Genomic DNA, 12644 nt, shown 5'->3' on the forward strand with positions numbered 1-12644 from the left:
AGAAGGGCCAGCGGCTGCTCCGCTGGCCCTTCGGCTACATGTCGACGTCGAGGTCGATCTCCGGCGCGGGCGGCGCCGGGGGTTCCGGGGCCGGGACTGCGACCGGCTCCGGCTCGGGGGCCGCGGGCTCCGGGGCGGCGTCGCGCTCGGCCCGTGCCAGCTCCTGGCCCAGCCGCTCGTAGTCCGTGCCGTACCCGCCGAGACCGGTGTCGCGGCGCTCGCGCTCCACTTCCTCGGCCTGCGGCTGCTGCCGCTCGGCTTCCCTCTGCCGCTCGGCCTCCTGCTCCCGCTCCTGGGCGCGCTGCTGCAGGATCTCCTGGGCGATGCGGGCCTGCTCCATCGCCTCCAGCAGCTGCTGCTCGACGGACTGCGTCGGGGCGGCCGGGGCGGCGGGAGTCGTCGGAGTCTCCGGCTCCTCGACCTCGGGCTGCTCGGGGGCGCGGCGCTCCAGCTCCGTCCGGGCGAGATCGGCTTCGTCCCGCACGGTCTGGGTCTCCTCGACCCACGCCTCGCGGACCTGCTGGACCTCCTGGTACCGGCTCGCCCGGTCACTCATCATCTCGGCGATATCCCGGCTGGTCTGGGCGCGGTCGAGGGTCTCCTTCACCAAGTCGCTCGGGTCGACCTCGGCCTGCAGTGTGGGCACCTGCTGCAGGGCCATCGACTGCTGGATGGCTTCCCACTGCGGCACACCAGACGCCGTGTTCACCGCGTGCATGGCCTCGTTGATCCGCGCCTCGTGCTCGGCGGCCTCCTTCTCCGCCTGCTCCTGGGCGCGCAGCTCCATCTGCACGGCCTGGTCCTTGAAGTCGCGCGCCGCGGTGAACGCCTTCTGCATCTCGTCGGCGACGTACGGCGGCGCCCACTCCTCCTCGCGCTCGGCACGCTCGATCATCTGCCGCAGCGTCTCGTCGGACGCGCGGGCGATATCGGCTTCCTTCTCGTCGACCCCCAGGGCCCGGCGTGCCCGCTCCCAGTCGGCGCGGGCCTCGACCGAACCCTGCGGCGGGGCCTGCCCGATGGCGTTGGTCTCGTGGTCGTAACCGTGGGCCTCGCGGTACCGCTCGACCCGACCGGCGCGGCGCTCCCAGTCGGCGCGCTCCGTCGGGTCCTCGGGCACCGGGCCCAGCCGCTCGAGGGCCCATGCGGGCTGCTGCTCGGCCACACGCTGGCCCAGCCGCTCGGTGCGCTCGTCCATCTCGACGGCCCACTCCTGCAGGAAGCGGCCCAGGTCGCCGCCCAGGTCCGGGGTACGGGCCGTGTAGGAGTCCATGGCCTCCCAGCGGGCTTCGCGCTCTTCGGCCTGGCGCCGGGCGACCTCCTGGTCCTGACCGGCGTGCAGCACCTCGACGTTCTGCGCGTACGCGTCGTTCTGCCGCATCAGGTCCTCGAAGTGCGGGTGCACCTCGGGCTCGACCGGCTCGGGGGCGTCGACCAACTGCTCGACGTCGGCGTCCGTCATCTCCTCGGCGGCCCGCAGCGCTGCGGCCAGCTCCGCCTCCTGGCGCTCGACGGCCTCCGGGTCGGGGCTGGCCTGCAGCGTCTCGACCCCGGCCTGGGTGGCGAGGGTCTGCCGCAGCAGCTCGGCGTGCGGGTCGCCCTGCTGCGCGGCCTCGGCCGCCCGTTGCAGCTCCTCCGGGTCGACCGGCGCCTGCCCGGCCTCGACCGCGTCCTCGACCTTACGCTCCTGCTCGGCAAGGGCGGCCCGCTGCTCGGCCTCCTCGGCACGGACCTGGTCGCGCTCGACCAGGTTGTACGCCTTCTTCAGCCGGTCGTGCAGCACCTTGGCGACGTCGTCGGCGGTCTCCAGCTCGCGGGAGCGGGCGGTGCGCACCAGCAGGTCCTCGGCGTCGAATCCCTGCTCCTCGACGTGCCGGGCCAGCCGCAGCAGGGAGCCGAACGCCTCGCTGCTCGCGCAACGCTCGTAGTCCTCGGTGCCGATGGCCTGCAGCAGCGCGGAACCGAAGCGCCTCTCGGCGTCCTGCTCCTTGACACCCGACCACACCGGCTCCAGCACGGCGAGGTTCTCGCGGCGCTCCAGCTCGGCTTCGATCGTCTTGGTCGCGGTCAGCTCCAGTCCGCTGCGCTGCAGCGTGGCGTCCAGCACCGCGAGGTGGTGGGGGATCTCCTCCGGCTTGAGCCCGTCGCCGTCCCGGTGGGTGATGACGTACCCGAAGTTCTCCACCTCGCCGCGGGTCAGCATGACGTACAGCGCCTCGCGGTTGGTCGAGTTGGGATCGACCAGGGAGTGGCAGACGCCGACCGTGCGGCCCTGTGCGCCGTGGACGGTCGCGGCGTAGGCCAGCTCGACGTGCTCCTTCACGTAAGCGGCCGGGAGGTGCATCTGGGAGCCGTCCTCCAGCTTCACCATCAGCGCCCCGTTGTCGCTGATCCCGGTGACCTTGGCCACCGTGCGGTTGACCGCGAAGCTGCCGTTCTCGGCTGTGATGCTGCGGTTGTTACGGCGCAGCTGGATCAGGTCGCCGACACCGGCCTTCGTCTCGATGCCGTGCTCCTCGCGGCCGGTACGCAGTACCACGCCGTGCTCGGAGACCTTGCCCGCGCGCACCAGGTCGGCGCGGACCCGGGCGGACAGCTCGGCGACCTGGGCGTTGTCCTGGGCGATGAGCAGCGGGTTCTTGCCGTCGAGGTGGTCGCTCAGCCATGCCTGGTAGGCGCGCTCGGTCATCTCCTCGGCGGACCCGCCGCGCCACCGGCCGTGCAGCTCGTACGCGGCCAGCGCCTCGCTGTCGCCCTCGCGCAGCTGGAGCGAGGCGTCGGCCTCCCACTGCCGCACGACCTTCTTGCCGGTGACCGGGTCGGTGTCGCGGAAGCGGCGGACCTCGTCCAGGACGTGCACGCCGGGGGCGTCCTCGACCCACTGGGCAAAGATTCCGCCCGCGCCCACAGCCGTGAGCTGGTGGTGGTCACCGGCCGGGACGCACTTCGCGCCGGCGGCCTCGATGAGCGCCCGGACCTGGTCCATGTCGCTGTTGTCGGTCATACCGGCCTCGTCGACGATGACCAGGGCGCCCGCCGGGATGCGGTACTTCTCGGCGCCTGCGATCGGGCGGCCCTCGGCAATCGACCGGTTGGCGATCAACATCATCTCGATGTTGGCGACGTTCTCCACGCCCTCGTCGCGCAGCACCTCGGCGGCGCGCTGGCCACTGGCCAGACCGATGACCTTGCGGCCCTCGTAGGACTCCCACACCTCGGTCAGCGCGGCGAGCGTGTAGCTCTTGCCCGTGCCGGCCGGGCCGACCAGCAGGTCGACCTTGCGGCCGGAGGTGGCGGCGGCCCGGACGAAGTCGGCCTGGCGGCCCTTGAGCCCGCGGCGCTGGATGACTTCCTCGACCAGCTCGGCGGGCACGGTCGGTGCACCGCGCTTGCCCGCGAACTCGGCAAGGCGGCCCTCGGTGCGCAGGGCCTGCTCGGTGGCGTACCGGTCGAAGGTGTCGGGGTTCGGCTCGTACTTGAAGGTCCCGTCGGTGCGCTGCAGCTCGGCGGGGATCTCGACCAGGGCGGGCGCCTTCGTGCGCACCACGCCGTTGTCGGCGGTCGGGGACAGCGCGTCGTCGGCCAGTTGGTTGAGCAGGTCGCGGACCTGCTGGCGCTCCAGCCCGCCCAGCGTGTCGGGGAGCTGCCGGTTCAGCTCGACCAGCAGGTCAGGGCGCGTCCAGGTCGGCTTCGCCTCCTGCACCGCAGCGATGGCTCGGCGCTGAATGACCTCGGGGTCGAACTCCTTGGCCGGGCGGTGCAGGTCGTGCAGGGCCGACTCGTCGGCGATCCGCTCGGGCACGTCGGCCAGCGACTCGCGGAAGCGGGCCTTGTTCGACTCCTCCCAGCGGGCCAGCAACTGCTCGCGCGTCACGGCGTCGTGCTTCTTGGCCGCGCGCTGCTTGAGGCTGACCTTCTCGCTCATCCGGGCCAGCACGTAGGGGGAGGGGGCGACGCCGTACTTCTCCTCGAACGCCTTGGCGACCTCGGCGACCTCGGCGGTGATGGCGGTGCGCCGGCTGCTGAACGAATCCCGCAGGTCCTGGTCCACGCCGACGATCTCGCGGGCCTTGCCGTCCGGGCGCATCTGCACCCGCCAGCCCAGCACCCGCTCCAGCTCCTGCTCGGCAACGCGCTCGGCGAGGTGCCCGGCGGCCTGCTTGTGCCGGAACAGGCCCGTGCCGTCCAGCGCCCGCCACACCTCGCGCTCGCGGCCGGTGACCGGGTCGACGTCCACGCACCGGACCTTGTTCAGCACAGCGGCGTGGACGTGCAGCTGCGGGTCGTCCTGCCTGCTCGTGTGCTGGGCGAACGCGGCCACGATGAACTTGTCGGCCTTGACGTACTCGCCGCTGGTGCGGCCGTCCTTGCTCGCCCCGTGGTGGCCCTTGCGGGTGTACCCGGCCTCGTCCTGCATGTGCTCCAGGCCGGCCTGCACGCCCGCCTTCCAGCAGTCCCACAGCTGGTCGGCCTGGCGGCTGAACTTCTCGGCGCTCTCCAGGTCCCCGGCGTCGCGTGCCTCGGCGGCCTTGACCTGCAGCGCGGCGTGCGCCACCGACCACGACTTCGGGGCGGAGAACGTCAGGTCGTAGTACAGCTTCGCGCTGGGGGCTTCCTTGCGGGTGCTGATCTCGATGGCCTTAACCTGCTCGGGGCTCAGCACCCCGCCCGGGGCGCGGGCCTCGGCGGCGGCGAGGTTCTTCTCCAGCCGCTTCTCGTACGCCTTCTCGTAGTTGCGCGGGGCGTCGCCCAGACGGCACTCCTTGCGGATCTTCTTCTCCGCCTGGGCGTACTCCTCGCTGCCCTCGGGGTGCGGGATCGAGGCCAGCCGGGCGTACATCTCGTCCCGCTTCCGCGGATCGATGAAGTCGCTGAACAGGTCCTCGAAGACCTCGTTGGTGACCTCGCCCGACAGGCCCAGGTCCGCGATGCCGGCACCGGTCCAGTAGCCGGGCGGCTCCCCCTGCAGCTCGATCGAGCGCAGGTAGTAATGCTCGGCACCGGCCCCGACCGTCTTGGTCAGGTAGCCGGGATCTGAGCCTGCACTGATCGACAACATCGAGACACAGAGTAAGCGAAGTTCAAGATCAACAACAGCCATCGGATCGTGATGCATAGGTGTGGGGGTTGTTGTAGTGAGCAGGGGAATTACGGTGTGTAGATGGTCCGGGTGATCAAGGGGAGAGAAGAGGTCCTGTGTCCAGGGGCCGAGGAAGATCAAAATGGGTCGCTGCAGCGGCGGGAAAGAGGCGGTCCTGCGGCCTTCGGGTCGCATTCGGCCTGCATCGGCGGGCCCCGGCCCTCGCGGTGACGCGCGCAGTCTGTACCGAAATGTTCCGCTCGGCGGGCACGGCCCGCATCGGCGCCGGCGCTCGCTCCGCGGAAGCGTCCACCGGCATCTCGTCGCGCCAAACCAAGAGGCGGCACTGGCCACCCGCCGCGCCCGTGCGCTACGGTCGGCGGCGACGACTTCGACCCCCGCCGGGCTCTCTGGCGGGGGTCGACTGTTACCGGGTGCCGGGGGACTCAGCGGCGGCTGCGCCCCACCCCGGTCGGCGCGATCGCCGGACCGGCCGTGCCCCGCGCTGGTCGACAGTGCGTAACCGAACGGGTGGGGCAGTGCCCCACCCCCGGCCACCTCTGCCGCGCGCACGGAGCGCGGGCCGACCGGTCCGCTGGGGCACGGCGGGGTGGCCGTGCCCCACGCGCTGGGGAAGCGGAGTGGGGACGGAGCGGGCGGGCGCGGCCGGTGCCCCCAGGGGCAGGTGGGGACGGAATTCGGCTCGGCGGTCCCCACGCGAGGGTTCGGCGCGGGGGACCGTTCCCCGCCCCCGGGCGCCGCGGCGGGGGGCGTTCCGGTGGGGATTCCCCGGCGCTCGCGTCTTCCCACGCGCCGCACACGAAGTGCCCCGGGGACGCCGGGCGTGGGGCAGCTTCCCCGCCCGGAACGCTGACCGGCCCCGGACCTGTCGGTCCGGGGCCGGGGCCGGTGGGGCCTGTCCTAGAAGAGCGCGTCCTGGTGCGCGCCGGAGGGGTTGCCGGCGGCCAACGCGGCGGCGATGGCTGCGTCCAATTCCCCGGGCCGGGCGGCGGCGATGGCGGCCTGCACTGCCCGTGCCCGCCCCACTGCGCCGCGCACGTCGGCCAGTGCATGGCCCGCCAACCTGCGACGACTCGCGGCGTCGCGGTTGTTGTCGCCTCTCGTACCGGCCAGCCAGTGCGCCGGGTTCTGGCACGGCGGCTCGTCGCAGGTGTGCCTGACCACCAGCCCGGCGGGCAGGGAATCGGGCCCGTGGGCGAGGCGGTAGCCGAACAGGTGGGCGGGGACGGTGCCGCGCCGGGTACGGCCCGGGAGGGACACTGCGCGGAACGTGCCGTGCGCGGTGTCGGTCAGTCCGCCGGTCCACCACCAGCACTCGTCCGGGCCGCGCCGCAGGACATGGGCGCGGTACCGGGCGACGGTTTCCCCATCGGCGAGCAGGGTTGCCCAGGGCACTCCTTCCCCACTCGCGGTGGGGTCGGTGCCCGCCCCCAGTTCCCCACGGTCGGGGGTGGAGCGGCCGGGAGCGGTGTCCTCTTCCCCACCCGCCGGGCGGGGAACGGCTGCGCTGGAACCGGGGCGCGGTTCCCCGCCCGGCGGCGTCATCGGTGCCCCCGTGGGGACGGGGCGGGACACTGAGGCAGTAGTGCGTGCCCCACTCCGGGCTGGGGAAGCTGGGACCGTCCCTCTGCCCCGTCGTTGCTGTCCGTAAGCGACCTGGGGGTGCCGACGGTGCCCGGGGCACGCTCGGCTCCGGCAGTCCGTCCCCGCTCCATGGGGCTGGTTCCCCGCTCCGGTGCCCCGGTGTTCGCGGGGAACGGGGCACCGGCGGCCGGCAGGGGCTGCTCCTCGTCGTCCGGGTCGTCGTCGGGGTCATCCTGGGCGGCCAGTTCGGCGGTCGCCTCAAGGTCGATCTCGCCGGTGCCGTGGTAGACGGTCACCGCGCCGTCCGTGTCGGTCTCGGTGTAGGGCGGCAGGGCGTCGTCGTCGTCCGGGTCGCCGGTGCCGTAGGTGCGCCGGGTGCAGTCGGGCGCCGTGCAGCGCCAGACCTCCTCACCCTCGACCTCGATCCGCTCCGTAGCGGTCGCGCAGTCCGGGCACGGCGGGGCTGTGAGGCGCATCACACACCTGCCGAGGGGGTGGCGGCGGTCTCGGGGACGCCGGCCAGCTCGGCGAGTGCCTTGTCCAGCTTGTCGATCTCGTCGGGGAGGCTGGCCTGCGGGGTGAAGAACTGCTGGGTCACTGGGGGTCTCCGTTCGTCGTCTGGGTGGCGTGCTGCTGCAGGAAGGCACCCGCCATCGCGGCGGCCTCCTCCTTGGTGTCGTACGTGGTGTCCTCTCCGGCGTCGCCCGGGGTGCCGTCGGCTCCTTGGCCGATCCACCACCAGCCCCCCTCGGCGCCGTGCCACGACACGTCGGCCGTGCCGCCGAACGCGTTGATCGTGGTCCGGGGCTCCTGGCCGGACGGGGGCTCGGACATGGCGCTGACGGCGTGCGGCCACTTCTTGCGGGCGCCCTGGCGGGTGATGGCCCAGGCGTCGCCCAACTGCGGGTAGCCCGCGCCGCGTGTGCCGGCGGCGGCCACGGTGCGGTCAGCCAGCTGCTCGGCGACGGTGCGGATCTCGCGCAGTGCGCGAAGACGGGCGAGGTGCCAGTCGCCGGCGTCGCGCACGACCAGGTGCGCGTCCTCGGGGGCAGCGGCCGGGAGGTCCCGGACGCGGGTGGAGAGCTGGTCGGCCAGTTCATCGGCGAGGGCGTCCAGCCGGGTGCAGACCTTGGCCGTGTGCTCGGGGCCGGGCTCGGCCCAGGCTGGGTCACGCAGCCGCGCGATGTCGGCGGCGAACGCGTCGGTGTAGAAGTCACTTCCCATACCGACAACTTAGTTACCCGCCCGCCTTATGACAACTGAGTTACCCGACTGATCCGACATCCGCCGGGCACGGCCTGCCGTGGTCACCCAAATTTGGGTGACTGGCGGCGAAAGGGCTTGTTATCGGCACGAGGGGTCGGGCGGCCCGTTTCCCGTTTCCACCTGCGGCAGTGCCGCTGTACGCGGAGCGGGGCGGGCAGATATGACAAGGGACGACGAGCACGGGGCGAGGTGGTGGGGGTGAACGCGGTGTGGCCGCTGAGCCGGTCTCCTGTGGGCACGCGGCGGTCCTGGCGCAAGCGCGAGGAACTGCAGCGGTGGCTGAACGGTCAGCAGGGGCCGGGGTGGTGGGAAGTCGCGCCCGCGGTCGCGGCGGTCCTGGCCGTGCTCGGATTGCCCCTGGCTGGCCTCGGGTGGCTGTGGTCCCGGGTCGGGTGGTGGGCGGCGCTGCTCGCGGCGGGGGCCCTCGTATACGCGGCAGGGACGGCGGTGCGCTGGCGTAGGGCCGTGCTCGCGCGGCGCCGGCGGAGGGCGAGGTGCTTCTCCCTCGCTGAGATCGACGCCTCGGACGCCCGGGGATTCCGGGCGATCATCGGGCGTCTGCTGCTGCGCGACGGTTGGACGCAGGTCCGCGGGGTGCGCATCAGCCGGGAAGTGGTGCACCTGGTCGGCAACGGGCCCGACGGGCGCCAGCTCGGCGTGGCCTTCGAGCGGGGGACCGGCGGCGCGCAGGGCGGTGGAGGACGGGCGGCACTGCGCCCGGTGGGCGGCGCTCCGCAACTGCCGACTGCTACCGCGCCGGGGGCGGCCCGGCCGCTGTTCCTCGTCGTCAGCTCCGGGACGTTCACACGGGAGCGGGTGGTGTGGGCGGCCCGACATGGGGTGCGGCTCGTCGACCGTGCCCTACTGCAGCGGTGGGCGGCCGGCGAGGACCTGGAGGTGCTCCTCGACCTCGGCATGGACCAGGCCCGGCCGGACGCGTCGTAGAAGGGCCCGGGAGACCGTCTCCCGGGCCCTTGCCGTGTCGGCGGCTGGGTGTCAGCCGCTGTGCCGGGGCAGGCGTTGCTCGGCCATCTGTTCCACGGCCGTGACCCGGGCGGCGTCCCATCCGGGCTGGGCGGGGAGCCCGGACAGCATCCCGCGCAGCTTCTTGGCCTCGATCACGGTGACGCCGTGCAGCTCGGTGCGTCCGCGCGGTGCGGGCACTTTGGCCCCGTGCACGGCGAGGATCGGGCGGACTGGCACCCCCAGCGCCTTCGCGGCCTGCTGCGCCTCCCACACCACGGTCTGCAGGGCGCGGGTCTGGTCGTAGCGTCCGTAGCGCAGCAGCCCGCCGGTGAGGGTGATGCGGGACTTCTTCGACTGCCAGTTCTTGCTGTCGACCAGGGCCACGCCGAACAGTCCGGCGACCAGGTGGTCGATGTTGGCCTTCGAGCCGGGGATGGCCCGGTCGTGCAGCACGGCGTAGCCGCGGCGGGCGAGGGGCGCGAGCAGCCGGGCGGTGGCCTCTTCCCCGTCGGCACCGGACGTCCAGCTGTTGTGCTGGCGGCGGTAGGTCTGGCGGATGCCGTAGGCGAGGACGGCGGCGGCGAGCAGGGCGCCGACCTGCCACACGGTCACGGTGCCGGCGGCCCAGCCGATGACGGCGGCGGCTGCGGCGGTCAGGGGCAGGGCCCATTTCGCGCGGCGGTGTTGGGCGGCACGCTCGGCCGCGCGCTGTAACTCGCCCTGGCGGCGGGCGCTGGCTCCGGCGTTGCTGCGGCGCCCCGGTGTGGTCGTCATGTGGTCCCCTCCTGCTGGTTGCGGCCGTCGGTGACGAGAGTGGTCTGCAGGTGGCCGCGGGATGCCAGTCGGTCCATGAGCAGGGCGTGCGCCTCCTCGCGGCTGACGTGCAGGTTGAAGTCGTCCTCGGCCCGGCGGACGACGTCGGCCACGCTGACCAGCATGATCCGGGGTGCCCGCCAGTCCTCGACGGTGCGTTCCCAGCACTCCCGTATCGCCGCGGTGATGGCCCAGTCGGTCGCGTGGACCAACTGGCGGCGCCGGTGCTCGGCGGCGGTGCGCCGGGCGTTCTCGTCCCGGGCCTGCTGGATGCGGTGGCGGGCGTGCGGCAGGACGGCGGCGAGCAGGGCCGCGCAGACCACGGCGACGGCGAGTAAGGCGGTGGACACGGGCTACTTCCTCCGGTTCTGGTCCTGGAGCTGCTGGCGCACCTCGCGGACCTCGTCCTGGGCGGTCCGCTTCTGGGTGAGGGCGGTGTCCAGCTCGGTGCGCAGCCTGTCCAGTTGGTCCTCCAGTTCGCCGGCGCGCTTCCGGTAGCCGGTGGCGTCCTCGCGCACCCGAGTCAGGGCGTCCCCCAGTTCGGCGACGACCTTGTCGGCGGCGTCGACCCGGGCCTTCGCCTCGACCTTCGCCTTGTCGGCTGCCTCCTCGGCTTCCCCGGCCCGCTTCTCGGCGGCGGCCGTCGCCTTGGCGGCCTCTTCCTTCGCCTTCTCGGCGTCGGCCTGAGCCTTGGCGAGGGTCTTCTGCATCTCCTCGACTTCGGCCTTCGCCTCCAGCTGCGCCCTACCGGCGGCCCTCTGGGCTTCCTCGACGCGACTGTCCGCCTCGGCCTTGGCGGCGGCGGCCTTCTTGTCGGCCTCCTCGTGGGCGTCCTTGATGGCCTTCTCGGCGTCGGCCTGGGCCTGCCGGATCTCCTTCTGGGCGGCGGCGACGTCGGCGGCGGCCTTCTCGCGGATCTGCTGGGTCTCCTGCTGGAACCGCGCCTTCTCCTCCTCCAGCTCGGCGATGGCGCGGTCGGCGGCCTCCTGTGCCTCCTCGGTCTCCGCGCGGGCGAGGTCGCGCTGGCGCACGGCGGCGTCCCGCTCGGCGTTCGCGGTGCTCGCCTTCTTGCGCCACTCGGCGACCCGCTGGTCGGCGAGCGCAGAGACGGCGGTGACCTCGGCCTCGGCGGCTTCCGGGTCGGTGACGGTCTGGAGCAGGTCGACGTACCGGGCCAGCTCGGCGCGCAGCTCGTCGACCTTCTGCAGCACGGTGCCCTGCACGATGCCGGCGGTCTTCGCGGCGTCGGTGACGACGCGGTCGGAGGGCTCCTCGGCGGCCTGGGTCTTGGTGCTGCCGGTCTTCCCGCGCTTGGCCCGGTAGGCGCTCATGGCGTTGTGGTCGGGGTCGGAGCAGTATTTCGGCGCTCGGCCCGGGACGGTGGGGTCCTTGGGGACCGGCGGGGCGGTGCACCCGGGGAACGCGCACTGCGGCGCGTCCTCGACGGGTGCCTCGGCGGTCTGCTCGGTCTGCTGCTCGCTCATCTGGGGGAACTCCTACGGGGCGGTGCGGTCGGGCGGGTGCGCTGCGGTCGACAGCGTGCCGTATCCGGGGGCGGGTGGGGGAGCTGGTCGCGGGGTCAGGCGGCGGTCGTGTAGTGGTTGGCGTGCTCGCGCATGGCGGTCAGCCGTCCGCGCTGCTGGCCGATGCCGAGATGGGCCAGCGGGGTGCGGGCCTGGGGCCAGACGGCGGCGGCGCGCTGGGTGTACTGGCCCGGGGTGAGCAGGACGACGTCGGCGTCGGCCAGCCCCATCTTGTCGGCCTGGGCGCGCAGTTCCTCCACGGTGATGCTGCCGGGGTCCTTCCATGTGTGGTCGTACGGCTCGATGACCTGGTCCAACGGCAGGAAGCCGTGCAGGGCGCTGAGCACCAGGACGGTGCCGCCGTGGGCGGTGAGGGCGTCGGCGGTGCGCCGGGCGTGGGTGTGCAGCGGGCCGGTGTAGAGCTTCCCGGCCTCGGCCGCGTGGTCCAACTTCGGTCCGGAGCAGGGGATGACGACGACCGGCCCGGCCGCGGCGGGGGGAGTGGCGGGGTCGAACAGGGCCAGCTGCTCGCCGTGCGCGGCGGCGACCGGCCAGCGCGCGACCGGGGCCTCGATCTGTTCGGCGTCGTCGAGCAACTGCACGGCGGCGGCCGGGTCGTACGCGTCGCGGATCTCGACCCACCCGTACTCGCCGAGAACGCCGGCGAGGGTCTCGGCCTGCTCCCACAGGGGGAGGGCGGGGTCGACCTCGGGCACGGCGGCGGGCTGGGGTCCGGTCAGCACCTGGACGATCCGGCGGAAGACGCAGGCCCGGAAGTAGGCGGCGGCCCGGCGCCCGGCGGTGCCCAGGGCCTCGAAGCGGTCGGCGTACCGGCGGGTGCACTCGCCGTACATGCGGGCGGCCCAGCTGGTCAGTCCCTCGGCGTGGTCGAGGACGCGGGGGAGGGCGGCGGCGTAGCGGGCCACGTCCTCGGCGGGGCCGGTGACGCGCAGGGCGCGGCCGGACCGGTCGAGCGGGCGGGCCTGGACGCCGAAGCGGGCGGCGACGGCGCGGGCGGCCTCGGCACGCTGCGGTCCGCGGCCGGCGGCGTAGGGGAAGTCCAGGCGGACCGCGGCGCGGTCGTGTGCTCGCAGTTGCAGGCGGCCGGTGGTGGCGTAGCGCGCGCACCGGGCCGCGTAGCGGGCGGCACGCTCCGCCTCCCAGCCGGTGTCCCAGAGCGGCCGGCGGGCGGTGATGCCGTCGCCGCGCCGGAGGTCCTGGCTCTCGTCCCGCAGTCCCATCGGTGCCCCCTTCGTGGTGACTTGTGCAGGATTCCAGTCTAATGCATTGCATTACATTTCGTCAATGCATTGCATCACGATGCCGAAATGAAACGCAATGTTTTAGAGGTGTCTGCGCTTCCGCCGGTCGGCGACCAGCCGAAGGCGTGT

At 73.2% G+C, this 12644-nt stretch carries 10 protein-coding genes; 1 reads left to right on the plus strand and 9 read right to left on the minus strand.

Annotated elements, in window-relative coordinates:
* Positions 1–34 precede the first annotated feature (34 nt).
* The 5 genes from mobF to K7787_RS23470 form a co-directional block, all read right to left on the minus strand.
* The gene (mobF, locus tag K7787_RS23455; RefSeq protein WP_247721209.1) at positions 35–5059 is read right to left on the minus strand and encodes a MobF family relaxase; all 5025 of its coding nucleotides are present in this window, start codon (positions 5057–5059) and stop codon (positions 35–37) included.
* 942 nt (positions 5060–6001) lie between these two features.
* A complete protein-coding gene (locus tag K7787_RS23460) occupies positions 6002–6496 on the minus strand; it encodes an HNH endonuclease family protein (RefSeq protein WP_223002818.1) in 495 nt (164 codons plus the stop codon).
* Between the two features lie 146 nt (positions 6497–6642).
* The gene (locus K7787_RS31905; RefSeq protein WP_247721210.1) at positions 6643–7161 is read right to left on the minus strand and encodes a hypothetical protein; all 519 of its coding nucleotides are present in this window, start codon (positions 7159–7161) and stop codon (positions 6643–6645) included.
* Positions 7161–7283 carry a hypothetical protein gene (locus K7787_RS32160; protein WP_282107280.1) on the minus strand — a complete coding sequence of 41 codons (123 nt, stop codon included), beginning with the start codon at positions 7281–7283 and terminating at the stop codon, positions 7161–7163. The genes K7787_RS31905 and K7787_RS32160 overlap by 1 nt, the downstream gene beginning before the upstream one ends.
* Complete coding sequence (locus K7787_RS23470) at positions 7280–7909, minus strand: hypothetical protein (protein WP_223002819.1); 630 nt, start codon at positions 7907–7909, stop codon at positions 7280–7282. Before K7787_RS23470 ends, K7787_RS32160 begins: the two co-directional genes overlap by 4 nt.
* Before the next feature lie 240 nt (positions 7910–8149).
* Here K7787_RS23470 and K7787_RS23475 point away from each other — a divergent pair, with 240 nt between their 5' ends.
* A complete protein-coding gene (locus tag K7787_RS23475) occupies positions 8150–8896 on the plus strand; it encodes a hypothetical protein (RefSeq protein ID WP_223002820.1) in 747 nt (248 codons plus the stop codon).
* Positions 8897–8947: 51 nt separating this feature from the next.
* On the opposite strand, the gene K7787_RS23480 is transcribed toward K7787_RS23475, so the two are convergent.
* From K7787_RS23480 to K7787_RS23495, 4 genes are all read right to left on the minus strand, one after another.
* A complete protein-coding gene (locus K7787_RS23480; RefSeq protein WP_223002821.1) occupies positions 8948–9691 on the minus strand; it encodes a nuclease-related domain-containing protein in 744 nt (247 codons plus the stop codon).
* On the minus strand, positions 9688–10080 hold the full coding sequence (locus K7787_RS23485) for a hypothetical protein (RefSeq protein WP_223002822.1): 393 nt from the start codon (positions 10078–10080) through the stop codon (positions 9688–9690). The genes K7787_RS23480 and K7787_RS23485 overlap by 4 nt, the downstream gene beginning before the upstream one ends.
* 3 nt (positions 10081–10083) lie before the next feature.
* A complete protein-coding gene (locus K7787_RS23490) occupies positions 10084–11214 on the minus strand; it encodes a coiled-coil domain-containing protein (RefSeq protein WP_223002823.1) in 1131 nt (376 codons plus the stop codon).
* 95 nt (positions 11215–11309) lie between these two features.
* Positions 11310–12494 carry a DUF6884 domain-containing protein gene (locus K7787_RS23495; protein WP_223002824.1) on the minus strand — a complete coding sequence of 395 codons (1185 nt, stop codon included), beginning with the start codon at positions 12492–12494 and terminating at the stop codon, positions 11310–11312.
* Positions 12495–12644 lie beyond the last annotated feature (150 nt).

The organism is Streptomyces sennicomposti, assembly GCF_019890635.1.
Taxonomy (GTDB): domain Bacteria; phylum Actinomycetota; class Actinomycetes; order Streptomycetales; family Streptomycetaceae; genus Streptomyces; species Streptomyces sennicomposti.

Coding starts and splice junctions, on each gene's coding strand:
- K7787_RS31905 (WP_247721210.1), bottom strand. CDS start 7,161: ATGCGCCTCACAGCCCCGCCGTGCCCGGACTGCGCGACCGCTACGGAG.
- mobF (WP_247721209.1), bottom strand. CDS start 5,059: ATGTTGTCGATCAGTGCAGGCTCAGATCCCGGCTACCTGACCAAGACG.
- K7787_RS23480 (WP_223002821.1), bottom strand. CDS start 9,691: ATGACGACCACACCGGGGCGCCGCAGCAACGCCGGAGCCAGCGCCCGC.
- K7787_RS23470 (WP_223002819.1), bottom strand. CDS start 7,909: ATGGGAAGTGACTTCTACACCGACGCGTTCGCCGCCGACATCGCGCGG.
- K7787_RS23490 (WP_223002823.1), bottom strand. CDS start 11,214: ATGAGCGAGCAGCAGACCGAGCAGACCGCCGAGGCACCCGTCGAGGAC.
- K7787_RS23495 (WP_223002824.1), bottom strand. CDS start 12,494: ATGGGACTGCGGGACGAGAGCCAGGACCTCCGGCGCGGCGACGGCATC.